Genomic DNA, 24091 nt, shown 5'->3' on the forward strand with positions numbered 1-24091 from the left:
TCAGGCGCCGATGGCGCTGGACAGGGGGTCCGGCTCGTGCACCTCGATCGAGGCCTTCACCACGTCCTCGGCGTGCGGAGTCAGACGCAGCACGTTCTGGTAGCCGAAGAAGGTCGGGCGCACCCGGACCAGCCACTGGTCGATCCGGCGCAACACGGCGCCGAATCCGCCCGAGGCGCCGATCGTGCCCAGCGGCAGTCCGGTGGCTTCTTCCTGCAGTACGTCGAACCCAGCCCGACGGACGGTCCGGCGCAGGGTCGAACGCGTGAAGAACCGCAGGTGCGTGTTGTCCAGGACGCCACGGCGGTCGTACCCGAACAGGCCGAAGGCGACCCGGAACCGCGGGTACCAGTGCCCGAAGTTGGGGACGGACAGGATCAGCTGACCACCCGGGCGCAGCACCCGGCGCATCTCCCTGAGGGCATCGCCCGGGCGGGCCAGGTGCTCGATGATGTCGCCCGCGATGACGACGTCGAACCCGGTGCCGACCTCGGGGGCGAGCGGCTTCTCCAGATCGGCGACGTGAAAGGCGTCGGTGCGCTCGCGCACGTGCGGCAGTTCGATCGCATCGACCCCGACGACGGTGTGACCAGCGGCGCGGATCTTCTCGGCCAGGAGGCCGGCCGAGCAACCGAGGTCGAGCACACGTGCCGGCGGCAGCGTGGCCATCATCTCCAGGATCAGGGAGTGGGACGAACCGTCCCCCTCCTTGAAGTCGTATTCGTCGGGCGTCGGGACCCATTCGGACGTGCCGAACCCCTGGACTGCGAGCCGGTACTCCAGGACGTCCCGGACGACGTCCTTGGCGTACTTCATCCCGTCCACGTAGCAGATCTCGTCGCCGTAGTAGGTCGGGATCGGCACCTCGACGATCTTGCCGCCGGCGTGCAGGACCTGGGCGATGATCTGGGTGTCGAAGTCGAACCCGTCGCTGTTGGCTTCGAACGGGATGGCCTGGAGCACGTCCGTGCGGTACGCCCGATACCCCGAGTGGAACTCCGTCAGGTCGGTACCGAGGACCTTGTTCTCGAACGTCGTCAGCACCCGGTTGCCGAGCCGCTTGTAGAGCGGCATGCCGCCCTCCTTGGCCGCGCCCGGGTGCATCATCCGCGAGCCGAAGACCGCCGCGCAGTCGGTGGTGAAGAACGGCGCGACGATGTCGGGCAGGCTCTCCGGCGCGTACTGGCCATCGGCATGCAGAAGCACCACCAGGTCAAGACCACTTTCAATGGCGAGACGATAGGCGGCCTTTTGATTTCCGCCATAACCGAGATTCTTTGTGTGACGAATCACGGTGGTGCGCGGCGTATCTTCACGCGCAGCCCACACCTGTCCGAGTTCGAACGTCTGGTCGCCACTTGCGTCGTCGCAGATGAACACTTCCTCGATGCGCGGCCGAAAATCGGCCGGGATGCGATCGAGCGTCTTGTGCAGGGTGGTCTCCGCGTTGTACGCGACCACGACGATCCCTATGCGTAGGGCCGCAGTCTTCTGCTGGGTCACAGTTCTTTCCTCTCGAGTGGCCTGGCGTGTTTACCCTGGGGAGTCACCTCGGCCGAAGTGCCGCCGGGTCCCGCCGGGGCCCGGGGGATCAACCTGATCGTGCCACGGATACCGAGGACCACCAATACGAGCCAGGGCACCAGCATGGCGATCAGCTCGTACTGCGGAACGACGAAGGTGGCCGAGGCCTTGTACCAGGGGAGCCCACCGCTCCACCGGTTGTAGATCATGAACAGGATGATCCCGGCCGTGGCGTTGTAGACCGTGGCCCACCCGATGCCGATCAGGTAGGACGCGGCCATCGGCCACACCATGTACTGCACGGCCCAGGTCGGGGCCAGGGCCAGGAAGGCCACCAGGGACCAGCCGATCGCCGTGGCGACCACCTCCGGCCTCCGCCACACCGCTACCGCGGGAACGACTGCGCAGATCACGACGACCAGGATGCGGCCGGATCCGGCGTACCAGGCGACCCACCCCGGGTCACCCAGCCAGTGCCCGATCTGAGCGATCCCCCAGGGCGACCGGAAGAACCCGGCGTAACCGATGACGTTGGTTCGCAGCGGGGTGAACTCCAGGAGCAGGGCCGGCCCCCAGGTGACGCCGAACGTCACGAGGAAACCGGCGATGAACCGCAGCACCTCGCGTCGGCCGCGGCGCAAGGCGAAGACCAGCAGGGCGGGGATCACGACCATGGGCACGATCTTGATGCCGATCGCGATCGCGATCGCCGCGCCGGCCGCGATCGGCATCCGGCGATCGGCCAGCAGGTAGGTCGACAGCAGGACGAACGCGACGAAGGTGGGGTCCGTATTGCCGTGGAAGCCCGAGACCAATATCAGGACCGGGCTGACGGCGACGCCGATCGCGCCGAACTGCGCGCGACGCAGCGGCATTCGGCGGCGAAGCAATTCGAAGACCAGAAATGCCGAACCCACGTCGGCCAGACTGGCCAATGCTCGAATCGTGAACCGATACGGAATGCCCGTCCCCGAGATCAGATTCACGAACTGCAGCAGATAACCGACGAGAGGCGGATGGTTGTAGAACGACAACCTGAACGTCAAGCCGTAGATACCGACCGGGCCGGCCTGACGTACGCCGGCCAGAAAGTCACCCCAATGGCCGATGTCGTTCGTACCGTAGGTGGTCGCCGCCAGCACCAGCTTGATGACCAGGGCCACCGCGGCGAATGCGAGCACCCCCCGGCGCGCCGCGCGGACCGAGATCACCTCACGCGGCGGGCCAGCGCGACGAGCCCGTTGCCCTTGCCCGGTACCAATCGCTGCAGCCACTGGAACGGCGCGATCCCGACCGTGATGATCAGCGATGACAGCCGCTTGGACGGTTGCAACCATCGCCCGGAGTGCGCGGTCTGGTCGGTGGTGGAGTCCTCCAACTGCGGGGATCCGTCGGCCACGCGGTTACGGATGGCCTCCAGTGCGAACGCCAGCGGCCAGCCGTACAGGCGGACGGTGACCGGTTCGAATCCGGCCGCCCGCAGCTTGTCACTCAACTCCGCCGGCGAGTACCTCCGGTAGTGACCGACCGCCTTGTCCCAGGTGCCGAACATGTGCTGCCAGGCCGGCACCGACAGAATCAGATGACCGCCCGGACGAACCAGGTGGGCCCACTCGGCCAGCGCAGCCTCGTCGTCCTCGAGATGTTCGAGCACCTCGAATGCGCACACTGCGTCGAACGTGGTACCGGGCGGCAGGTCGGTGGTCAGCTCGTTGCGCACCTGTCCGCCGCGCGGCTCGATCCGGGCCCGGGCGATCTCGAAGGACGTCGGGTCCGGCTCCACCGCCAGGAACGACGGGGTCAGGCCGACCAGGCGGGCGCCCATTGCCCCCTGCCCGCAGCCGATCTCCAGAGTGGTCTCTGGCCGGGCCAGCTTCATCGCCCGCTTGATGAGGGGCCATCGCAGGGCTCCCCGCGGGGTCAACGGCGCGGCGGCCTGCTTCGCGCCCCGTGGGGTCGCGGAAAAGCTCGTATCGGTCATCGACTCTCACTCGTGGGCACGGATGGCAGTCTAGCCACCAACTCGCCGATCACGGCGCCACCGGAGAACGCGTCGCGTGCCAACTCCCGGGCCTGACGGCGACGGCGCCCCAGACGCTCCCGGTCGCCCACCAGGGCGGCCAGCGTCGACGCCAGCGCGACGTGGTCTCCGGGCGGAACGAACTCCGCGTGATCCTGCAGCACCCGGCGCTGGGGCGGGGTGTCCGAGGTGACGATCGCGCAGCCGGCCGCGGCGGCCTGATAGACCTTGTTGGGCACCACCTGAGCGGCCTTGGCCGTGGTACCGAAAATGCCCAACGCGATGTGATGAGCGGCGACGACGGCCGGGAGATCATCGGAGGCCACCCAGTCGATCCAGCGCGCGGGGGCATCCGCGCCGGCCGCGTCCTTGCACTCCGCCAGATCCTGACCGGAGCCGACCATCGTCACCGAGATGTCCTTGGGGCCCAACCCCATTCCATCCAGCGCCTTCAAAGCCCGCCCGATCGTGACCGCCCCTTGAAGGGGGGTGAACAGGCCGTAGAAGATCACCCGCACCGGTTCGCCCTGGCCTGGATCGGCCGCTGCCGCCGCGCCCGCCCCGAACCAGGACGAATCAGCGCCGACCGCGGCCACCACGGCGCGCGATGCGAGCCGCTCCGGCACCCTGGACCGGTGCTCGATGGTGTCGAGCACGATCAGGTCGGCCGCCTTCATGGCGAGGGTGTCCACCAGGGCCAGGGCCCGCGTGACCAGCCCCGGTCGCGCGCCGCGGTCGAGTGCCGTCCCGGACGCGAAGATCAGGTGGTCGAGCGCGATGACCGAACCGCGGAAGACCAAGCGGGCCAGATGCACGTCGAAGTGCCCCATGTAACCCACCAGTACGACATCGGGCCGGTTGCGCCGTCGTTCCGCGCGTCCGCGGCGCCACAACCGGACCCAGCGGACCAGCAGTTTCGCCGGCAGCACGGGGGCCGTCCACGGCTTCTGCAACATCGACACCCGCTGAGCCGTGGAAAGTCCAAGCGGTTCGTTGATCTCGACCACGTTGTTCCCGGCCGCCCGCAGTCCTTCCATCAGGACCCGGACCCGCGGATGCGCGTCGGCCTGGTAGGTGCCGAAGACGACGATGCGGCGGGCCCGTGGCTCTCTCACGCGCTGACCTCGGCCCGACCGCGACGCCCGAGACCGGCCGCGGCCGCCGCCAGGGCGATGTCGACCACGGTGAGCACCACCCGCGACAACAACACGATCAGGGTCGCCGAACCGAGATCGGTGACGACCGACAAGCCGAGCAGCAGGATCGCGTCCCGGGGCCCGACCCCGGCCGGGGCGAAGACGACCAGAATGCCGGCCACCGAGGCCAGCGCGAACAGGCCGATCGGCAGCAGCGGATTGGTGTGGTGACCACTGATCGAATCGACCAGGAAATAGAACGCCAGGCCGTTGAACACCTGGCCGCCCGCCAGCCATCCGGCCGCGCCGAGCAGGCTGCGCTCGGTCAGGCGTTCCAGGGGCAGATTGCGCTTGGTCAGCCGGCTCACCGTGGCGCCGAACCACACCAACACATCCGGATGCAGCAGGGCGAGCAGCGGAATGGCCAGCAGCAGTACCCACCAGTAGTGGCCGATGACCTGATGACCGGCGACGGCCAGGCACAACGCGCCGAGGCCGGAGGCGGTGACGACCCCCAGGAGGATCGCCATCAGGCTGGCGGTGCCGCTCCGCGCCCGCGGAACGTTCAGCTCCTTGGCCAGACCGGCCTGCGCGACAACGGTCCAGACACCGCCCGGGATGTACTTGCCCAGCTGGCCGGTCAGGAACACCCGTTGGGCGTTCTTGAGGCGCAGCGGGGAACCAAGGCCGGCCAGCAGAGTCCGCCAGGCCGGGACGCCGCTCCAGGCCGCGATGGCGCTGGCCAGGAACGAGCCGACGACCGGCCAGACGGTGACCTGACTCCAGGCTCGGCCGATCTCGTCGTGCCGCCGCCAGACGTAATACACCGCGAAGGCCAGGACCAGCACCAGGAAACCGACCTTGAGCAGCTGCCCGAGGCTCCGACGCGCCGGGGGGCCGACCTCCGAATCGGGGTCGGCCGAATCCCGCGCACCATCCACCATGGTCTGGTTCAGCTCCTTGCCAGTCGGGCGGCCGGACAGGGTCCACCCCTGGTCATCCCGCTGATCCGGTCGGGTCCGGGCACACGGAGTGAAGCCGTGGCGTCCGGGTCGAGCCGGGCCGACACCGAGTTTAGGCCATCGCCCGGCTCCCCAGCCGCCCTCGGTTGCCCCTCAGCGGCCGGTGCGGGCCCCTGCACCCTGACCGAGATCTCGCTGCTCCGCCTGGATCGCCGCCGGCGTCAGGGGCTCGTCCAGCAACCGGCGGAAGCGGTCCATGGCACTCTGACCAGCCGGCCGGGCCTCGAGCCACGGCCGGAGCAACCGCTCACCCTCCACATAGGTCGACGTGTAGGCCCGCCAGAGCGGATCGGACAGGAAACGAAGCATCTGTCCAGCGCGCTTCTCGTCGGCCAAGCCCCAGCGGCGCAGGTAGGCCAGCACGTCGTCGGGGTCGGCCCCCCGGTCATGCAGCATGATCGCGGCGTTCTGCCGCACCGTGTTCAGGGGGCGGGAGGCGATCTCGAGAGCCTCGGCCAGCTCGGGATCGAAGCGCGGCCCGATGCCGTCGAGCACGTCGGCCGCCCAGTGCCCCCAGCCGGGCCCGATGGCAGCGGTGAGGGCGAGGTCACCCAGTCCTTCGGCCATCAGGCACTGCGGGGTGTTCACCAGAAAGATCGTCTGCTCGGCCTGACCACCCTCGTCGACCAGGAGTTTCTCCTTCCGGCAGTGCTCGGTGTGGTGCCCGGGGTAGCACTCGTGGGCGACCAGGACCGGGAACTGGCTCATCCGGTGCCCGACGTCCGCGTTCACCGCGACCCGCGAGGAGAAGCCGCCCAGGTAGTAGTTGAATCCGCTCCAGGCGACGTCTCGCTCGATGTCGAAGTCGATCGTCTCCTGCTCGGGGAGGCCGGTCGCGGCCACGACCGGACCGCGCAGGGCCGCGGCGATCGCCCGCACCGCGGTCTCGACCAGTTCCGGCGGACACGCTTCCTGCGCCCGCACGGCGGCCAGCCGTTCGGCCAGGACGGGATTCGGGGCGGCGCCGGCCTGGTCCAGCAGGGCGTCGATCTCCCGGTGAGCGGCGGCGTAGACCTCGACATCGATCTCGCTGATCTCCACCTGGAAGTAGGAGTGCACCTCTTCGATGAACGACATGTCCTCGCCGGCCAACCGGCGTCCGGACACGGCCAAGGCGCCCAGATGGGCCGCGAGGAACTCTCGCCGGTCGGCCGGCAGGTCGGTGTCGCCCAGCCGCACCGACAGCCTGGATGCGGTGCGGGACAACTCGGCCGGATCCGGCGCCGGTTCGTCGGCCACCTGTTGCTTGAGCAGCGGGTCGCCGATGTATGCGTCGACGAACCCGTCGACGACCCGGTCGAAGCGCAGCCCCAGCTTGAGGTATTCGGTGACGAGATCCATGACCGTCACGGTAGCCGGGCCGACCGCGCGGACGTGACGCTATTCGCCGAACCGGCGGTGGCGGTGGGCGTAGTCGCGAAGGGCCCGCAGGAAGTCGACCCGGCGAAAGTCCGGCCAGTCCGCCTCGTAGAACCAGTACTCCGAATGGGCGCTCTGCCACAGAAGGAACCCGGACAACCGTTGCTCGCCCGAGGTGCGGATCACCAGGTCCGGATCCGGCTGGCCGGAGGTGTACAGATGCTCGCTGATCGCGTCGACATCGAGCTTGGCGATGACTTCCGGGACGGAGAGTCCGGCGTCGGCGCCACTCTGCAGCAACGACTTCACCGCATCGGCGATCTCCTGCCGTCCGCCGTAGCCGACGGCGATGTTGACCTCCACTCCGGTGCGGTCGGCCGTCCGCATCTCGGCCGCCGTCAGGCGGGTGACCATCCACGGCGGCAGCACCTCCATGGCCCCGACGATCCGCAGTTTCCAGGGTTGGCCGGGCGCGGCCAGGTCGTCGACCACCTCGGTGATGATGGTCAGCAGGGGTTGCAGTTCCTCGTCGGGCCGACGCAGGTTGTCGGTGGACAGCAGCCAGAGCGTGACCATGCCGATGCCACTGGTCTGGCACCACTCGAGGAGGTTGGAGATGTGGGCGGCGCCGGCCCGGTGACCGTCGTTCGGGTTGGTCATCCCCTCCTTGCGCGCCCACCGTCGGTTGCCGTCGATGATGACCCCGACGTGGTGGGGCTTCTCGGCGCCGGCCAGGTTGTGGATCAACCTGTTCTCGTACACCCGGTACAGCAGCGTGGGAAGCCTCACGGTGTGCGACCTTACTGGCAGATGATGAGCCCGGCCGTCCCGGGCGTCCGATCCGGCGGCTAGGAAGATTCGCCCCGGTCGAGCACCATGGGCTGATGATGCCCGCAACGCCGCCGCCCCCAGCGATCGCGAGGCCACGCGCCCGCGGATGGATCCACTGGTACTCCGCGCTGGTCGGTGGGGTGCTGGGCATTCTGCTGATCGTGATGGCCGCGACCACCGTCGGCAGCAAGGCGGCCGTCGCCTGCTCCGTCTACGCCGTGACGATCGTCGGCCTGTTCGGCATCAGCGCCACCTACCACCGTCATACCTGGGTCTCCGTGCGGGCGCGGACCTGGATGAAGCGGGCCGACCACTCGATGATCTTCGTGTTCATCGCCGGCACCTACACGCCGCTCGCCGTGCTGGCCGTCCCGGGCACGTTCGGCAAGGTGCTGCTCATCATCGTCTGGGCCGGAGCCGCCGGCGGCGTCGCGCTGAAGATGTTCCTGCCGCACTCACCACGGTGGGTCGGGGTTCCGTTCTACATCGGCCTCGGCTGGGTCGCGATCTTCGCCATGCCGGAGATCCTGCACGCGGGTGGCGTAGCGGTCGTCGTGCTGGTGATTGCCGGTGGCCTGCTCTACACGGTCGGTGCCGTGTTCTACGGACTGCGCAAGCCCAACCTGTGGCCCGGCATCTTCGGCTATCACGAGTTGTTCCACGCCTGCGTCACCCTCGCTGCCGCCTGTCACTACGTCGCCATCTTCCTGGTGCTCTACCCCGGCTGACTTTCCGCGCATACATTCCGGCCCGCCGCATACGGTTCGGCCGGTTCGAAGCGCGTTATCCGCCTATTTCGGCAGTTCCGTATGCGCCGGTCAGGGTCGTCACAGACGCTAAGCGGGAGGATCGGACGGCGGCCGACCGGACCATGGCCCGGACGGCTCGCCGTCCGATCGAGGGCTCAGCCGAGGTTCGGGCCTTCGGACCGAAGGCGGTTGACCTCTTCCATGGCCGAGCGCAGGTCGCCCAACCATTCGTCCGCATGCTCGCCGACCAGCCGGATGGCCCAGACCAGGGCATCGGACCGGCTGCGGGCCACTCCCGAATCGACCAGGGTGTCCAGCACCTGACGCTCCGGCTGACGCAGCCGGGTCATCACCGGGATCGACGCGGTCGTGAACAGCTCTTCGGTGCCGCCGAGGCGGGCCCCCCAGGAGATCTCCCGCCCGTACCGGAACTGCCCCTGACGGGCGATCTCGATCCGGGCCTCGCGGGTGTCCTCACGGAACCGGGCAATGCGCCCGGCCTCGGCCGCGGCCACCGCGGCCGCGTCCTGCGGGTCGGTGTTCTCCACGGCCGGGAGCTCTCCGACGATGAGGATCTCGTCCCGATCGACCGTGACGGTCGGCGCCCCGACGAACCAGTCGCTCGGCAGACGACCGGCAAACCAGCCGGCCGCGTCCGAAGCGTCCGGACCTTCCGGAGCCGGGCCGCGTCCGCGACCACGGGGGCCGAAGCCGCCGCGTCCGCCGAAGCCCGGGCCGAAGCCGGGACCGCGTCCCCGACCGCCCTTGCCGCCCGGACCGCGCGGGCCGTCTTCACCTTCCGGGCCGGGGCCTTCCGGCCCGAATCCGAACCGCGGGCCACGCCCGTGACCTCGTCCACCGTGACCACCAGGGCCGAACGGACCGCGTCCGTCACCGAACTCGGGTCCGAAGGCCGGCCCGCCCGGGCGACCGAACTGGCCTTGAGCAGAGTTGAAATGTGTCTTCATGGTGCTTCTCTCTTCTTCTCGCTGCCGCCGCTGGCTCGCGGCCGCATTTGATTACAACGTTACAGCCGTTACAACGGCTCGACAAGGTCGATTTGTTCCGGGAGGAAGAGTCACGGCCGGAGGACGTGCGGGGTCGGCCCCGACGTCCCGAACGGGCTTTGGCGGTCAGCCCGACGGAGGCGATATCGGCAGATCAGGCCCGCTCAAGGCAGAGGACGGCGACGGTGTGCTCCGGCGCGTCCGGTTCGCGGGCCGGCCGCACGGGCCCCGGTCGTGCCCGATCCGGTCCGATGATTACAACGTGTGGTCAGCGAGGCCGAGACAGCAGGGCGAGGACCTCCGCCGCCGATGTCACGGGCCGGTCGCAGACAAAGCCGCGGCACACGTACACGGCCGGACGACCGTCGAGGAGGTGGCGATCAGCCAGGAGAGCGGAGGAGTCCGGCTCTCCGGCCACGACCACTGCGCCGCCCGGCGCGTGGGCGCGCACCAGGGCGACCAACTCGTCGCGGGCCGGACCAGGGTGGCCGGCCACCGCGATCTGGAGCGGCCCGGCGACCAGCGCTTCGGCGACCGCCAGGTGCCATCCGGCCGACCGGGGCACTCGCAGCATCAGTGTGGAGACAGAAGCCATCGCGCGCTCGGCGATCCGCGTGTAGTCGGTCCGGCCGGTCAGTGCCCCGGCGGTGACGAGTGCGTCGGCGATGGACGAGGCGCCGGACGGGGCGGCCCCGTCACCCGGATCCCGCGGACGCAGGAACAACGTTTCCGCGTCGTCGGCGGTGTCGTTGAATCCGCCGTCCGGGGCGACGAACCGGGCCACCACCAGATCCAACACCGCCGATGCCTCGTCCAGCCACCGTTGATCGCCGTCGGCCTGGTACAGGGCCAGCAACGCGCCGGCCAGGTCCGCGTGATCGACCAGGACAGCGGCCCCGGGGCCGACCACGCCGTCGCGGGACGAACGACGCCACCGGCCGTCGACTCGATGCACCGCCAGCAGGTACCGGGCCGCATCGGACGCCGCGGCGATCCAGTCCCCGCGTCCGGCCGAAGCGCCGGCTTCGGCCAGGCCGCGGATGGCCAGGCCGTTGCTGCGCAGCACGATCAGGTCGTCCCGACCGGGCTGCGGGCGGATCGTCCGAGCCGCCAGCAGGGCCGTCCGGATCCGGTCGAACCACGCGCCGTCCACCGGATCGGCCGGCAACCGGAGGACGGCACCGGCCAGGGCCTCGTCGTGATCCGCACGGTCGAGGCCGAACACGGCCGCGGCCCTGGCACCGTCCTCCTGGCCCAGCACCTGGTCGAAGTGCGCCCGCGTCCACAGATAGGTGGCGCCCTCGACACCGGCCGTGTCGGCGTCGAGCGAAGCGGCGAACGCACCGGTCGAGGTCCGCAGACCGGAGAGCAGGAACTCGGCCGTCCGCGCGACGACGTCGGTCGAGAGCGTCGAGCCGGTCAGCCGGGCGTGGTGGGCATAGACCGAAAGAAGCAACCCGTTGTCGTCCAGCATCTTCTCGAAATGCGGTACGTGCCAGCGGGAGTCGACGCTGTACCGGGCGAAGCCGCCGCCCAGCTGGTCGTAGATGCCGCCCCTGGCCATCTGTTCCAGGGTGCGACCGGCGCTGCGCAGGGACGGTTCGTCCCCGGTCCGCTCGTACTGCCGCAGCAGGAACTCGCAGACCATCGACGGCGGGAACTTGGGCGCCCCCGGGAACCCGCCGTTGACCTGGTCCATCTGTCCGACCAGCGATTCGGCGGCCAGGGTGAGCTCATCGCCGTCCAGCGGCCCGGCCCCGGACACCTGCCCGGTGGACATCGCCGCGCCCACCCCCACCTCGGCCAGTGAGGCCCGGATCTTCGCCGCCGTTTGCAGGACTCCGGACCGGTCGTCCGTCCAGGCCGCGGTGAGCCCGGCCAGCACCTGCCGGAAGGACGGCAACCGGTGCGCCGGCTCCGGCGGGAAGTACGTTCCCGCATAGAAGGGCTCCCGGTCCGGCGTGAGGAAGCAGGTCATCGGCCAGCCGCCGGACCCGGTGAGCGCCTGGGTGGCCGTCATGTAGACCGCGTCGACGTCCGGGCGTTCCTCCCGGTCCACCTTGATCGCCACGAAGTCGCGGTTCAGCTGGGCGGCGACTGCGGGATCGGAGAAGGATTCGCGCGCCATCACGTGACACCAGTGGCACGACGCGTACCCGATCGACAACAGGACCGGCACGTCGCGCCGCTTCGCCTCGGCGAAGGCCTCGTCGCACCAGGGCCACCAGTCGACCGGCTGACCGGCGTGCTGCCGGAGGTAGGTGGATGTGGCCAGGGCCAGGCGGGACCCGCTCAAGTCAGGACGAACCGGCCGGCGGTGCGGGGTCGGCGTCCGCCCCGGTCGTGCTCGGTTCGGTTCGCGGACCGTCGGCCTCGGCACCGGGGGTCCCCACGGTGGAGAACGACTCCGGCACCTTGCGGATGTTCCGGTTCAGGGACTTGACCAGGAAGTAGACCGCGACGCAGAGCAGGACGATGACCAGCAGGCCGACCGGCGCCGCCTCACCCCACTCGGGCCCCTTGCCGGTGGTCTGGTTGACGTCGCTCGGACTGTTGCCACCGTCGGCCAGAAAGCCCTGGACCGACACCGCCAGCTGCGTGACCGCGTTCATGACTCCACCCGGTCCCGAACGCCGGCGAAGAGATCGTCCTCCGGCACTTGCGTGTCGACCAGCGATCGGGCCAGCTCGTAGTCGTCCGTCGTCCACACCGACGCCTCGATGTCGTGCGGAACGGCGAACCAGTGGGCATTCGGGTCGATCTGCGTCTCATGTGCCTTGAGCGCGTCGTCCCGCTGCTGGAAGAATCCGGCCACCTCGACCTTGGTGGTGGTCCGGATGCCGGGATCCGGACGGGGGTTGTCGTTGAACCGCTTGATCCACTCGTCGAAGGGCCCTTCACCGGTCTTCTCCCGGACGGCCTCGTTGATGGCCAGCATGCGTTGACGGGAGAACCCGACGTTGTAGTACAGCTTCAGCGGCTGCCAAGGGTCGCCGGTTCCCGGGTAGGCATCCGGGTCACCGGCGGCCTCGAACGCCGCCATCGACACCACGTGGCAGCGGATGTGGTCGGGGTGCGGATAGCCGCCGTTCTCGTCGTAGGTCGTCATGACGTGGGGCCGGAATTCCCGCACCACACGGACCAGCGCCTCGATCTCGATCGCCGGATCCAGGGCGCCGAACGAACCCGCGGGCAGGTTCCAGGTCTCGGGGTCTCCCTCGTGGTAGCCCGAGTCCTCGAAGCCGAGCCAGGTGTGGGCGACACCGAGAATCTCGGCCGCCCTTGCCATCTCGGCGATCCGCAGGGCCGGGATGTCGACGTCGGTGTCGGCGAACTTCGGATTGAGGATGTCTCCGCGCTCGCCGCCGGTGCAGGACACGACCATCACGCCGACGCCGTCGTGGGCGTACTTGGCCAGGCTGGCGGCGCCTTTGCTCGACTCGTCGTCCGGGTGGGCGTGTACCGCCATCAGGCGAAGCGGTGCCGCTGCGGCGGCCGCCGCTCTGGCCCGTGCAGCGTCGACGATCGAATCCCGGGTGTCCATCAGGCCCTCGCTCACTTGAAACGTCCATCCTTTGCGTCCGGGCGGGTCACCGCCTCGTCACCCATCATTGTCCCCCGACCCGGCCGGTCCATTGACCCGGCCGGCCCCAGGCCCACGCGCACGTGGTCCCCCGGGCACGCCGTCCCGCCGTCGACGACCGCCCGACGACCGGCTGCAGCCGCCCCGGCCGGCCGGTCCTCGTTTGCCGCAATTTCCGGCCGCGCGGATTGCAGCGTGTTAAACTTGCAACCATTCAGGCGGCCCTGCGAGGGCCGCCTGGCCGCTTTTCCTCGGGTCACGCAGCCGGGTAAACCTCCGGGTACGGCAACGCGCCCGGGCTCTGCCCACCCGAACCTCGGGGCAGTTCGCGTGAGGAAGAGCCCTGCGGGGACGGTGCATCGCGCAAGAACGTTGGCATTTCCAGTAGTGCCCCTTTGGATTCCACAATTGATCGGGTTCTTTCATACACGTAGCAAGGAGTTGACATGACCGGAACAGTCGCAACCTGGCTGACCCAGGAGGCGCACGACCGTCTCAAGCACGAGCTCGACGAGCTGGTACTGCAGCGACCGGTCATCGCCGCGGAGATCAACGCCCGTCGCGAGGAGGGTGACCTCAAGGAGAACGGTGGTTACCACGCGGCCCGCGACGAGCAGGCCAAGATGGAAGACCGGATCCGCAAGCTCCAGGAACTGCTGCGTGACGCCCAGGTCGGCGTCCGCCCGGCCGACGACGGCACGGTCGAGCCCGGCATGGTGGTCACCATCGCCTACGACGGGGACGACAGCGACCAGGAGACATTCCTGCTCGGTTCCCGCGAGGAGGGCACCCACGGATCGCTGCAGGTCTACTCGCCGCAGTCCCCGCTCGGCGCGGCCATCCGTGGCGCATCGAAGGGCGAATTCCGCGAGTACGCGCTGCCCAACGGCACGATCCAGAAGGTCAAGATCGTCGACGCGACCCCGTACGCGGGCTGACCCTCTCCGTCAGCCGTAGTGGCCGCACCCGGGACCGGGTGCGGCCACTGCTCGTTGCCGGGTGTTCAACGGTGGTCGATCACCCGGTATCGGGCTTCGGCCAGGCGTTCCAGCAGCTCGTCGCGGTGGGAGGGCCCGCGGCATTCCAGCCGCAGGTCGACCTCCACGTCGCCCAGGGCCAGCGAACTGCCGAGCCGGGACTGCTCGACGTCGACCACCGACGCCCCGAGTTCGCCCACCAGGGCCAGCAGGCGGGCGAGTGATCCGGGACGGTCGGAGATCTCGATGCGCAACGAGAGGAACCGTCCGGCCGCGACCAGGCCGTGCTGGGTGACGTGCAGCAGCACCAGCGGGTCGATGTTTCCGCCGGAGAGCACCGCCACCACCGGCGGCGTGAACATCTCCGGCGTCGCCATGATGGCGGCCACCGCCGCCACCCCGGCCGGTTCGACCACCAGCTTCGCCCGCTCCAGACACAGCAGCATGGCCCGGGAGAGTTGATCCTCCGACACCGTCACGACGTCGTCCACCAACTCGCTGACGTGCGTGTAGGTCAGCGCGGTGGGTTCGCCGACGGCGATGCCGTCGGCCAGGGTGGACATCTTCATCAGACGGACCGGATGCCCGGCGGCCAGCGAGCCCGGCCAGGCCGCGGCCTGTTCGGCCTGTACCCCGACGATCTTCACATCGGGCCGCGTTGCCTTCACGGCGGCGGCGATCCCGCTGATCAGGCCGCCACCTCCGGCCGCCACCACGATGGTGGCCACGTCGGGCACCTGCTCGAGGATCTCCAGTCCGACGGTGCCCTGGCCGCGCAGGATGTCCGGATGGTCGAACGGGTGCACCAGGACCGCCCCGGTCCGCGCGGCGAACGCCCGCGCCTCGATCAGTGACTCGTCGAGCGTCTCGCCGTGCAGGTGCACCGTGGCTCCGTAGGCCCGGGTGGCCGACAGCTTCGCGATGGACGCGCCGACCGGCATGTAGACCGTCGCCTGGCACCCGAGCAGCGCCGCGGCCAGGGCCACCCCCTGCGCGTGGTTGCCGGCGCTGGCCGCGACCACCCCGTTCGCCCGTTCCGCGTCGGTGAGCCGGGAGATCCGGGTGTAGGCGCCGCGGATCTTGAACGATCCGGTGCGCTGGAGGTTCTCGCACTTGAGGTACACCGGCCCGCCGACCAGCAGGTTCAGTGGCCGCGAGGACTCCATCGGGGTGTACCGGATGACGCCCTCCAGCAGGGCCGCGGCCTCCTGGATCTCCTCGACGCCGATCATGCGTACCTCGGCCGCGCTCAACACAGGTTCGGTCATCACCGCATCCTGCCAGCCCCGGCCGTATCCGCAACGCTAGGCGTGCGGCCAGTAGCTGTCCGGTTGCAGCACCACCGCGGCCGCACCGATGAGGCCGGCGTCTCCGCCGAGCAGGGCCGGGATGACGCGCGGGGAGGACGCGTAGCCCAGGCCAGCGAACTTGGCGTACCCGTCGGCGATCGGATCGAACAGCAGCGATCCGGCCCCGGCCACACCCCCGCCGATCACCACCACGTCGAGGTCCAGCAGGGTCACGGCGCCGGCCACGGCCAGTCCGATCGCCTCTCCGGCCCGGCGGAAGGTGGCCAGTGCGATCGGGTCGCCCCGGCGGGCCGCGGCAGCCACCGCCCCGGCGTCCGGCACATCCAGACCGTGGGCCCTGGCCCACCCGGCGATGCTGGTCCCGCTGGCCACCGCCTCCAGGCATCCGATGCCGCCGCACACGCAGGGCGGCCCGAACGGATCGACACTGATGTGGCCGATGTGGCCCGCGTTCCCGGTGGTGCCCGGCACCACCCGCCCGTCGATGATGACGCCACCGCCGATACCCGTGGAGACGACCATGCCGAGCACGTTCCGGCGTCCGCGGGCGGCGCCGCGCCAGTGCTCGCCCACCGCCACCGCCACCGCGTCACCGAACATCCGTACGCCGAGGCCGTACCGCTCGACCAGGCGGTCGCGCAGCGGGAAGCCGCGCCAGGCCGGAATGTTCACCGGGGACACCGTGCCGGCGTCCCGGTCGAGCGGGGCGGCCGTGGCGATGCCGACCGCCGGCATCGGCAGCGGCTGGTCCGACTCCAGACCCACCGCGTGCAGCACCGAATCGATGACGTCGGTCAGAGCGTCGTACAACTCCTCCGGGTTGCTGCCCTGCGGATTGCCGATGCGCCGCGACGAGACGATCTCCCCCAGCTCGGTGACGATCCCGGCTGCGAACTTCGTGCCGCCGATGTCGACGGCCAATGCGCACCGCGAGAGGTCGAGGGGCTGGCTCGATTCGCGGTCGGTGTCAGGGATCATGATCGATTCGGTGTTGATCGGCACGCGTCCATTCTCGCCCGCCCGGGTGATCGCGGTGACCGTTCGCGGCGAACCGACGACGATCAGTCGAGCGCGTCCGAGAGGTCGGCGATCAGATCGTCGATGTCCTCGATGCCGACCGACAACCGGATCAGGTCGTCCGGGACCTCGAGGCTCGACCCGGCGACGCTGGCGTGGGTCATCAGGGCCGGGTGCTCGATCAGTGATTCGACCCCGCCGAGGGACTCGCCGAGGGTGAACAACCGGGTCCGGGAGCAGATCTTCACCGCTTCCTCCCGGCCACCGACCACCCGGAACGAGACCATGCCGCCGAAGCGGTGCATCTGTCCGGCGGCGACATCGTGGCCCGGATGGGTTTCGAGGCCGGGGTAGTAGACGGTGCCGACCCGGCTGTGCGACTCGAGCAGGTCGACGATCTGCTCGGCGTTGTCACAGTGACGTTCCATCCGGACGGCCAGCGTCTTGAGTCCGCGGAGGGTCAGCCACGAGTCGAACGGACCGGCGACGGCTCCCATCGACTTGGCGTGGAAGCTGAACGCCTCCCCCAGCTCGTCGTTCGCGGTGATCAGGGCGCCCCCGACGACGTCGGAGTGGCCGCCGACGTACTTGGTCGTGGAGTGCAGAACGATGTCCGCCCCCAGAGCCAGCGGCTGCTGCAGGTACGGCGAGGCAAAAGTGTTGTCCACCAAGAGCTTCGCATCGGCGTCGCGGGCGATGGCGGCCAGCTCGTAGATGTCGGCGATACCCAGCAGCGGGTTGGTCGGGGTCTCGCACCAGATCAACCTGGTGTTGGGTCGGACGGCCGCTCGGACGGCGTCGAGGTCGGCCAACGGCACGGCCGAATAGGTGAGTCCCCACGGCACGCCGATCTTGTCGATCAGGCGGAAGGACCCGCCGTAGGCGTCAGACGGGATGATCAGGTGGTCACCGGGACGGAGGATGGCCCGGATCGCGGCGTCGGCGGCGGCCATGCCGGACGCGAACGCCTTGCCGTGGCGGCCTCGCTCGAGGCTGGCCAGGGCGAGTTCGAGCGCGGTGCGGGTGGGATTGCCGGCGCGGGAGTAGTCGTAACCGGCCCTGGTCTCGCCCACCACGTCCTGGGCGAAGGTGGAGGTCTGGTAGATCGGCACCACGACCGCACCGGTGGTGGCGTCCGGCTCCTGGCCGACGTGGATGGCGCGGGTCGCGAAGCCGTCATCGGCCGGGGTCGTCATGCGCTCAGGCTAGCGGACGCGGGCGGATGCCGGACGGACGACGAGACCCGCACGACCGACGAAAGGACGGACTTTCGTGCCCCGCCCCGGCGGTCACGTCGGCAGATAGGTCGCGGACGGCGGAAACGCCGGTTTCGCTGCCCCGACGGCGGTCACCCAACGTCCGGTGGCCGGAAGCACAGCCACCGCGAACACGACCACGGCTCCCCAGTAGAGAGACCACTGCGGGATCGCGACGCTCGATCCGTAGTGGTAGCTGAACTGGGCCACGGCCGTGGTGGCGATGGCGATCATCGCCCCGAGCACGAGGACACCGCGGCCGAGCCGGAAGGCCAGCAACACCGAACCGATGACCATCAGCAGCACGGCCGCGCCCCAGCCCACGGTCGGGATCAGGACGTACTTCGGCAACGTGGTGCCCTGGTTCGCCCTGATCTGGTCGATGAGCGCCCGTCCGTGGTCGTAGGACCAGCGGCCGAGGATCCAGCTACTGATGCCGGCCACGGTGACGGTGAGGCCGGCGGCCAGCGCGGCCGGAAGGTCGTCCTGCCGGGCGGATTCGTACGGTGCCGGTAGATAGGTCACGTCGCATCACCTCCAGCCGCGCTCGTTCCCGTCCAGGGTAGTTCGCACCGACGCCGGACGCAGCGGCGTTCAGCGGGCCTGACGCTCGTCGTACCGCCGCCGGGCTTCGAGTACGGCGGCCGTCTCGGACTCGACCAGGCTGACCAGGGCCCCCAGCCGCGCGGCGACGGGTGCGCCGAGCTCGGTCAGGCTGTACTCCACCCGCGGGGGGATCTCGGCCTGCACGTCACGATTGACCATGCCGTCCCGTTCCAGGGCCTGGAGGGTCTGGGCCAACATCTTCTCGCTGACCCCATCGACCCGCCGCCGGAGAGCATTGAACCGTCGCGGCTCCTCGGCCAGGGCCAGCATGACCAGCGCACCCCACTTGCCGGCGACGGTCTCCACGACCGACCGGGACGAGCAGCCGCGCGCGAAGACGTCGGCGATCAGCGAGGACGGGACGTCCGGAGCCGGGTCGTCCGGAGCCGGGTCGTCCGGAGCCGGGGGCCGGAGTGCGGGATGGGACACCCCAGCAAGGTACCTCCGGGATCGCCACCGTCCGCCCCTTCGGTGATCCGCATCACTAACGGAACAGGCGGCACTAACCAGGAGTTAGTGCCAGTGGACCGGTCAGCCGTCGATCCACCGCCATCATCTTCAGGGAGCACGCCATGATCGCCATCACCGGAGCCACCGGTCACCTCGGCCGCCTCGTCATCGCCGACCTGCTGAAGGCCGGTACGCCGGCCGAGCAGATCGTCGCCGTCGTCCGATCCGCCGGCAAGGCCGAAGACCTTGCCGCCCAGGGCATCGACGTTCGCGTGGCCGACTACGGCCAGCGCGACGCGCTGACCGCCGCCCTGACCGGAGTCCAGCGGCTGCTGTTGATCTCGGCCAGCGAGCCGGGCGTGCGGGTACCCCAGCACCGGAACGTCGTCGAGGCGGCCGTGGCCGCCGGGGTCGGCTACCTCGCCTACACGAGCCTGCTGCGGGCCGACACCACGCAGCTCAACCTGGCGCCGGAACACAAGGCCACCGAAGAGTTGATCGTCGCCTCGGGCCTGCCGTACACCTTCCTGCGCAACGGCTGGTACCTGGAGAACTACACCGGCGACCTGGCCGCCACCATCGCCCGGGGGACGATCGTCGGGGTGGCCGGTGACGGCCGGGTATCGGCGGCCGCCCGGGCCGACTACGCAGCGGCCGCCGCCGCAGTCCTGCTGGGCAGCGGGTTCGAGGGGCAGATCCTCGAACTCGGGGGCGACACGTCCTTCACGCTGGCCGAGCAGGCCGCCGCCTTCGCCGCCGGCGCCGGAACGCCCGTGGTCTATCAGCAGCTCACCGCGCCGGCCTACACCGAGGTGCTGACCGGCGCCGGCCTCCCGGCCGGTGTGGCCGAGTTCGTGGTCGGCATCGATCAGGCCATCGCGCGCGGCGACCTGGAGACCGACTCCCACCAGCTCTCGCAACTGATCGGCCGCCCGACGGCCGACCCGATCGAGTTCTTCAGGGCCGCCGCGGCGCAGGCCGTGTCAGCCGGTTAGGAAGTTGAGCAGGTCGGCCCGGGTGAGCACCCCGGCCGGCTTGCCGTCGTCGATCACCATGACGGCGTCCGAACGCTCCAGTGCGGCGCGGATGGACGGGATCTCCTCGCCCGAGCCGACCAACGGCAGCGGCGCCGCCATGTGGGACGACACGGCGTCGGCCAACGTGGCCCGTCCGGTGAACAGGTCCTCCAGCAGCGCCCGTTCGGAGACCGAACCCACCACCTCGCCCGCCATGACGGGCGGTTCGGCCGACACCACCGGCATCTGCGATACGCCGTACTCGTGCATGATCTCCACGGCGTCGCGGACGGTCTCGTTCGGATGGGTGTGCACCATGGACGGGAGCTCGCCGCTCTTGCGGCGCAGTACGTCCCCGACCGTGGTGTGCCCGTCCTGGGTGAGGAATCCGTACGACGCCATCCACTCGTCGTTGAAGATCTTGGACAGGTAGCCCCGGCCGCCGTCGGGCAGGAGGACGACCACCACGTCGTCCTCGGTCAGGTGCTGGGCGACCCGCAACGCGGCGGCGACGGCCATTCCGCAGGAGCCGCCGACCAGCAGGCCCTCCTCGCGGGCCAACCGCCGGGTGACGGCGAACGACTCGGCGTCGGACACGGCGACGATCTCGTCCGTCACCGTCGGGTCGTAGGCGCTCGGCCAGAAGTCCTCTCCGACCCCTTCCACCAGGTACGGGCGCCCGGTGCCGCCGGAGTAGACCGATCCCTCCGGGTCGGCGCCGATCACGCGCACCGCGCCCCCGGACATGTCCTTCAGGTAGCGGCCGGTGCCGGAGATGGTGCCTCCGGTGCCGACGCCGGCCACGAAATGGGTGACCTTGCCGTCGGTGTCGGCCCAGATCTCCGGGCCGGTCGACTCGTAGTGCGACGCCGGATTGGCCGGGTTGGCGTACTGGTTGGGCTTCCAGGCCCCCGGGGTCTCACGGACCAGTCGATCGGAGACGGAGTAGTAACTGTCCGGGTCTTCCGGAGCGACGGCGGTCGGGCAGACGACCACTTCGGCCCCGTAGGCCCGCAGGACGTTCCGCTTGTCCTCGCTGACCTTGTCCGGGCAGACGAAGATGCAGTGGTAGCCGCGCTGCTGCGCGACCAGGGCCAACCCGACGCCCGTGTTACCGCTGGTCGGCTCGACGATGGTGCCGCCCGGCCGGAGTTCACCGGACTTCTCCGCCTCGGTGATCATCTTGAGGGCGATCCGGTCCTTGACCGACCCGCCCGGATTCACGTACTCGATCTTGGCCAGGATCAACGGCTTGAGCCCGGCGGCGAGGGAGTTGAGCTTGACCAACGGGGTGCCGCCGACCAGGTCGACGACGGACTGGGCGTAGCGCACGTGAGAGATCTCCTTGTCGGCGCGTCGCGCCAGTTGCTTTCGGACGGTCTGCTTGGGATGGCCACCGCTCGGACGGCACCGGAACAGCCTCTGCCGAAGGGTCCAACGACCGGCAGGTTCCGTTCTCGGCATGCGCGGCGTCCCTCGCCACGTTGCGCCCTGTGTAAGCAGGTTAACGGGCCGCCATCGCCCGGACCACCAACGGCAACCCCCGATCGGCAGCCCGGTGGGCACAGGCACCTCCGGCCGGCGGGGGCGGATCACGCCCGACCCCTCCGCGTGACACCGGGTATCGATCAGGACGACAAAGGAGCACAATTGTTCCTCTCGGTCGCTGACCTGATCTCGCCGGCCGGGTGAAGAGGGCTCGAACGCAGGAAAGAAGTGACGTTCATGGGGCAGAGATCCGGCGCCGGCGTCCGGGTGGGGAACCAGCGGCGCGGAGTGTCCAGCCGGGCGATCGTCGCCACAGCGGCGGGGATCGGCGTGAGTGCCGGCCTGGTCGGCGCGGCCCTGACCGCGCTGATGACGCAGGCTCGGTCCACCGTTCGCGCCATCGAGCGGGCGGCGGTCGATTCGGCGCTGGCCGACGGGCTGATCGCATCCGCCGCCGGTATGGATCGCGAACGCATCGCCCGGCTCCCGGTGCCGGCGGCGGACGGCGTGTACGCGGCCGACGGTGCGCTCGTCCCGGATGTTCCTCCCGGTGAGAGATTCGGCGCCGCCCGGCCCCTGGTGCTGGCCATGCTCGGAGATTCGACGTCGGTCGGATACGGCACTCGCCGGGCCGAGGAGGTGCCCGGCGTCCTGCTCGCGAGAGGCGTGGCCGCCGCCCTGGACCGGCCGGTCCGGTTGCGGACCCACGGTCGCAGCGGCAGCGGCGCCGCCGACCTCCCCCGTCAGCTGGCCGAGGCCTTACCGGGCGCCCCGGATCTCGCGGTGATCGTGGTGGGTGCCAACGACATCCGGGACAAAGTGCCGCCGGGCCGGTCGGCCGACCACCTGGGTGACGCCGTCGCCGCCCTCCGGGCCCAGCGCATTCCGGTCGTCGTCGGGACGTGTCCGGATTTCGGGGTGATCGGGCCGATCCCCCAGCCGCTGCGGTCGGTGCTGCACTCCTGGTCCGTTCTGCTGGCCACCCTGCAGGAGCGGGCCGTGCTGGCGGCCGGCGGCCGGCCGGTGGCAATCGGACGGCTGGTCAGCCCGGACTTCGCCCACGACCCGGAACTGTTCGCCGGCGACCGCTTCCACCCGTCGGGCGCCGGCTATGCGAAGGCCGTGGCCGCACTGCTACCGGTCGCGATCCAGGAACTGCGAGGCACGGCCGCCGCGCTCGACGGCGATGTCGTGGCCTGAGCGCGAGACGTCCGGGCCGACATCAGCGCAGTCGGAGCGCGCCGCCCAGGTCCAGCAGGACCGCCTCGACAGCCTCGGTCGAACAACCGGACCCCAGAGCGTCAGCAGCGAGGACGAACAACTGGTCGGCCAGCGCGTGGGGACCGACGTCCGGCACGTCCGGGCGGGCGAGGCCGTCGCTGTCGGAGGCCATCGCGGCCAGCCGGCGCAGGGTCACGCGGGCCAACTCGATCCGGTCACCGTGCTGCCAGGACGAGACGTTCCAGGCCCACAGCCGCCGGAACAGATCGGTGAGCTGCGGGCCTGGAGTGGTCGTCGAGGTCAATTGTCGCGGAGGTTGGCCAGCAGGCGCAGGATCTCCAGGTACAGCCAGACCATGGTGACCATCAGACCGAATGCGGCATACCAGGCGTAGCTGGCCGGTGCCCCGACCTTGATGGCCTTGTCGATCTGGTCGAAATCGAGCAGAAAGCTCAGCGCCGCGATGACGATGATGACCAGCGAGATGATGATCGACATGGTGCTGCCGTCACGCAGGTGGGTGTTCACCCCGAACAGGCTGGCGATCAGGTTGAACACGACCAGTACGACGACGCCGATCATGGCGCCGATCAGCATCTTCGTGAACTTCGGGGTGACCCGGATCGCGCCCGTCTTGTAGACGATCAACATGCCGGCGAATACCCCGAGCGTTCCGACCAGGGCCTGCAGACCGACCCCGGCGTACTGCGGGATGGATTCGAAGACGCCGGTGATGCCGCCAAGGGCGAGGCCCTCGGCCACCGAATAGCCCAGGATCAGAGCCGGATTCGTCGACTGCTTGAAGATGATGACCAGGGCGAGGACCAGCCCGACGATCATCGCCGGGGCGATGAGGCCCCAGGTGAGGTTGATCGACATCGCCACGACGGCCGACACGATTCCGACACCAAGGACGGTGGCCGTCTTGGCCACCACGTCGTCCAACGTCAGGAACCGCTCACGGGCCGGGGCACCGGTGGACGGCTGCGCGTACATCTGCTGCAGGTAGGCCGCACTCGGGGCACCCTGCTGCGCCGCGCCCGGCTGCTGGTTCAAGCTGCGGAAAGCGGGATTACTGCTCTGCACGACTTCACTCCCTCGGACGAACCGGCCGCACATCACTTCCGCCGGCCCTGTGGCCGATCTGTGCGGTCACCATGTCAACGCCAGCGGCAGCGACGAAGTTCCCAACCGTAGACCGGCGACCGTGGGGCCGCGACCGGCGGTGCCCGACGGAGCGGCACGACCGTGGGCCGACTGCTAGGGCAACGGCTCGGCTAGTGCGGCCGGGGCAGAATTCGCATCCGCGAAATGACCGGAAGCGCCATGGCGACACCGAGACCGAACGTTAGGAAAAACGGAATGAGCCACTCCCAGATACCGCCGTACCGCTCCTGAAGCCGCTCACCGCCGAAGACTCCGAACCCCAGATACCCAACGGCCAGGAGCGTCCAGGATTTCCAACCTTGGGTGTGAGTGCCAGGGCAGTTCCGTCCAATACGCTGCCCCGGGTATCGAC

The 24091-nt window shown here is 69.6% G+C and carries 22 protein-coding genes and 1 pseudogene; 4 read left to right on the top strand and 19 right to left on the bottom strand.

Going from position 1 to position 24091, the window contains the following annotated elements:
• The 7 genes from BLS97_RS02355 to BLS97_RS02385 form a co-directional block, all read right to left on the bottom strand.
• Positions 1–1503, bottom strand: a complete 1503-nt coding sequence (locus BLS97_RS02355) for a bifunctional glycosyltransferase/class I SAM-dependent methyltransferase (protein WP_090474406.1) — start codon at positions 1501–1503, stop codon at positions 1–3.
• Positions 1500–2735, bottom strand: a complete 1236-nt coding sequence (locus tag BLS97_RS02360; RefSeq protein WP_157695125.1) for a glycosyltransferase family 39 protein — start codon at positions 2733–2735, stop codon at positions 1500–1502. The genes BLS97_RS02355 and BLS97_RS02360 overlap by 4 nt, the downstream gene beginning before the upstream one ends.
• Positions 2732–3505, bottom strand: coding sequence for a class I SAM-dependent methyltransferase (locus BLS97_RS02365; RefSeq protein ID WP_090474409.1), 774 nt, complete (start codon positions 3503–3505; stop codon positions 2732–2734). The genes BLS97_RS02360 and BLS97_RS02365 overlap by 4 nt, the downstream gene beginning before the upstream one ends.
• On the bottom strand, positions 3502–4659 hold the full coding sequence (locus BLS97_RS02370; protein WP_197676369.1) for a glycosyltransferase: 1158 nt from the start codon (positions 4657–4659) through the stop codon (positions 3502–3504). Before BLS97_RS02370 ends, BLS97_RS02365 begins: the two co-directional genes overlap by 4 nt.
• The gene (locus tag BLS97_RS02375; protein ID WP_090474411.1) at positions 4656–5624 is read right to left on the bottom strand and encodes a lysylphosphatidylglycerol synthase domain-containing protein; all 969 of its coding nucleotides are present in this window, start codon (positions 5622–5624) and stop codon (positions 4656–4658) included. The genes BLS97_RS02370 and BLS97_RS02375 overlap by 4 nt, the downstream gene beginning before the upstream one ends.
• 171 nt (positions 5625–5795) lie before the next feature.
• The gene (locus BLS97_RS02380) at positions 5796–7043 is read right to left on the bottom strand and encodes a DUF885 domain-containing protein (RefSeq protein ID WP_090474412.1); all 1248 of its coding nucleotides are present in this window, start codon (positions 7041–7043) and stop codon (positions 5796–5798) included.
• Between the two features lie 39 nt (positions 7044–7082).
• Complete coding sequence (locus BLS97_RS02385; RefSeq protein WP_090474414.1) at positions 7083–7850, bottom strand: isoprenyl transferase; 768 nt, start codon at positions 7848–7850, stop codon at positions 7083–7085.
• 95 nt (positions 7851–7945) lie between these two features.
• Here BLS97_RS02385 and trhA point away from each other — a divergent pair, with 95 nt between their 5' ends.
• Positions 7946–8620, top strand: a complete 675-nt coding sequence (gene trhA, locus BLS97_RS02390; protein WP_197676370.1) for a PAQR family membrane homeostasis protein TrhA — start codon at positions 7946–7948, stop codon at positions 8618–8620.
• 176 nt (positions 8621–8796) lie between these two features.
• On the opposite strand, the pseudogene BLS97_RS24110 reads toward trhA, so the two are convergent.
• The 4 genes and pseudogenes from BLS97_RS24110 to mca form a co-directional block, all read right to left on the bottom strand.
• A pseudogene (locus tag BLS97_RS24110) lies at positions 8797–9363 on the bottom strand (hypothetical protein); the annotation flags it as partial.
• A gap of 553 nt (positions 9364–9916) precedes the next feature.
• On the bottom strand, positions 9917–11944 hold the full coding sequence (locus BLS97_RS02400) for a thioredoxin domain-containing protein (protein WP_090474415.1): 2028 nt from the start codon (positions 11942–11944) through the stop codon (positions 9917–9919).
• Between the two features lies 1 nt (position 11945).
• Positions 11946–12260: a hypothetical protein gene (locus BLS97_RS02405; protein ID WP_090474417.1), complete on the bottom strand. Its 315-nt coding sequence runs from the start codon at positions 12258–12260 to the stop codon at positions 11946–11948.
• On the bottom strand, positions 12257–13207 hold the full coding sequence (gene mca / locus BLS97_RS02410; RefSeq protein WP_231988315.1) for a mycothiol conjugate amidase Mca: 951 nt from the start codon (positions 13205–13207) through the stop codon (positions 12257–12259). Before mca ends, BLS97_RS02405 begins: the two co-directional genes overlap by 4 nt.
• Positions 13208–13677: 470 nt before the next feature.
• On the opposite strand from mca, the gene greA reads away from it, so the two are divergent.
• Positions 13678–14169, top strand: coding sequence for a transcription elongation factor GreA (gene greA, locus BLS97_RS02415; RefSeq protein ID WP_090474420.1), 492 nt, complete (start codon positions 13678–13680; stop codon positions 14167–14169).
• A gap of 65 nt (positions 14170–14234) precedes the next feature.
• Here greA and ilvA read toward each other — a convergent pair whose 3' ends face one another.
• The 5 genes from ilvA to BLS97_RS23670 form a co-directional block, all read right to left on the bottom strand.
• The gene (ilvA, locus tag BLS97_RS02420) at positions 14235–15476 is read right to left on the bottom strand and encodes a threonine ammonia-lyase (protein WP_090474421.1); all 1242 of its coding nucleotides are present in this window, start codon (positions 15474–15476) and stop codon (positions 14235–14237) included.
• A gap of 36 nt (positions 15477–15512) precedes the next feature.
• Positions 15513–16520 (bottom strand): ROK family protein, encoded by a 1008-nt coding sequence (locus tag BLS97_RS02425; protein WP_197676372.1) that lies wholly within the window; start codon positions 16518–16520, stop codon positions 15513–15515.
• Positions 16521–16579: 59 nt separating this feature from the next.
• On the bottom strand, positions 16580–17731 hold the full coding sequence (locus BLS97_RS02430; protein ID WP_090474423.1) for a cystathionine gamma-synthase: 1152 nt from the start codon (positions 17729–17731) through the stop codon (positions 16580–16582).
• A gap of 93 nt (positions 17732–17824) precedes the next feature.
• Positions 17825–18316, bottom strand: coding sequence for a hypothetical protein (locus tag BLS97_RS02435; protein ID WP_090474424.1), 492 nt, complete (start codon positions 18314–18316; stop codon positions 17825–17827).
• Positions 18317–18385: 69 nt separating this feature from the next.
• Positions 18386–18826 (bottom strand): winged helix-turn-helix transcriptional regulator, encoded by a 441-nt coding sequence (locus tag BLS97_RS23670; protein ID WP_090474426.1) that lies wholly within the window; start codon positions 18824–18826, stop codon positions 18386–18388.
• Positions 18827–18969: 143 nt separating this feature from the next.
• Here BLS97_RS23670 and BLS97_RS02445 point away from each other — a divergent pair, with 143 nt between their 5' ends.
• Complete coding sequence (locus BLS97_RS02445; protein ID WP_090474428.1) at positions 18970–19842, top strand: NAD(P)H-binding protein; 873 nt, start codon at positions 18970–18972, stop codon at positions 19840–19842.
• Here the strand turns inward: BLS97_RS02445 and BLS97_RS02450 are convergent.
• Positions 19831–21195 (bottom strand): cystathionine beta-synthase, encoded by a 1365-nt coding sequence (locus BLS97_RS02450; protein ID WP_090474430.1) that lies wholly within the window; start codon positions 21193–21195, stop codon positions 19831–19833. The genes BLS97_RS02445 and BLS97_RS02450 overlap by 12 nt on opposite strands.
• A 393-nt stretch (positions 21196–21588) precedes the next feature.
• Here BLS97_RS02450 and BLS97_RS02455 point away from each other — a divergent pair, with 393 nt between their 5' ends.
• Complete coding sequence (locus BLS97_RS02455) at positions 21589–22551, top strand: SGNH/GDSL hydrolase family protein (protein ID WP_157695126.1); 963 nt, start codon at positions 21589–21591, stop codon at positions 22549–22551.
• A gap of 22 nt (positions 22552–22573) precedes the next feature.
• On the opposite strand, the gene BLS97_RS02460 is transcribed toward BLS97_RS02455, so the two are convergent.
• Positions 22574–22876, bottom strand: a complete 303-nt coding sequence (locus tag BLS97_RS02460) for a hypothetical protein (protein WP_090474433.1) — start codon at positions 22874–22876, stop codon at positions 22574–22576.
• Positions 22873–23691, bottom strand: coding sequence for a Bax inhibitor-1/YccA family protein (locus BLS97_RS02465; protein WP_090474434.1), 819 nt, complete (start codon positions 23689–23691; stop codon positions 22873–22875). Before BLS97_RS02465 ends, BLS97_RS02460 begins: the two co-directional genes overlap by 4 nt.
• Positions 23692–24091: the final 400 nt, after the last annotated feature.

Origin of the sequence: Nakamurella panacisegetis, from assembly GCF_900104535.1 — a bacterium.
GTDB lineage: Bacteria > Actinomycetota > Actinomycetes > Mycobacteriales > Nakamurellaceae > Nakamurella > Nakamurella panacisegetis.

What these genes read in the sequence shown, in the direction of transcription:
- ilvA (WP_090474421.1), bottom strand. Translation starts at nt 15,476, where the DNA reads ATGACCGAACCTGTGTTGAGCGCGGCCGAGGTACGCATGATCGGCGTC.
- BLS97_RS02380 (WP_090474412.1), bottom strand. Translation starts at nt 7,043, where the DNA reads ATGGATCTCGTCACCGAATACCTCAAGCTGGGGCTGCGCTTCGACCGG.
- trhA (WP_197676370.1), top strand. Translation starts at nt 7,946, where the DNA reads ATGATGCCCGCAACGCCGCCGCCCCCAGCGATCGCGAGGCCACGCGCC.
- BLS97_RS02375 (WP_090474411.1), bottom strand. Translation starts at nt 5,624, where the DNA reads ATGGTGGATGGTGCGCGGGATTCGGCCGACCCCGATTCGGAGGTCGGC.
- BLS97_RS02430 (WP_090474423.1), bottom strand. Translation starts at nt 17,731, where the DNA reads ATGACGACCCCGGCCGATGACGGCTTCGCGACCCGCGCCATCCACGTC.
- BLS97_RS02365 (WP_090474409.1), bottom strand. Translation starts at nt 3,505, where the DNA reads ATGACCGATACGAGCTTTTCCGCGACCCCACGGGGCGCGAAGCAGGCC.
- BLS97_RS02445 (WP_090474428.1), top strand. Translation starts at nt 18,970, where the DNA reads ATGATCGCCATCACCGGAGCCACCGGTCACCTCGGCCGCCTCGTCATC.
- BLS97_RS02465 (WP_090474434.1), bottom strand. Translation starts at nt 23,691, where the DNA reads ATGTGCGGCCGGTTCGTCCGAGGGAGTGAAGTCGTGCAGAGCAGTAAT.
- BLS97_RS02405 (WP_090474417.1), bottom strand. Translation starts at nt 12,260, where the DNA reads ATGAACGCGGTCACGCAGCTGGCGGTGTCGGTCCAGGGCTTTCTGGCC.
- BLS97_RS02455 (WP_157695126.1), top strand. Translation starts at nt 21,589, where the DNA reads ATGGGGCAGAGATCCGGCGCCGGCGTCCGGGTGGGGAACCAGCGGCGC.
- greA (WP_090474420.1), top strand. Translation starts at nt 13,678, where the DNA reads ATGACCGGAACAGTCGCAACCTGGCTGACCCAGGAGGCGCACGACCGT.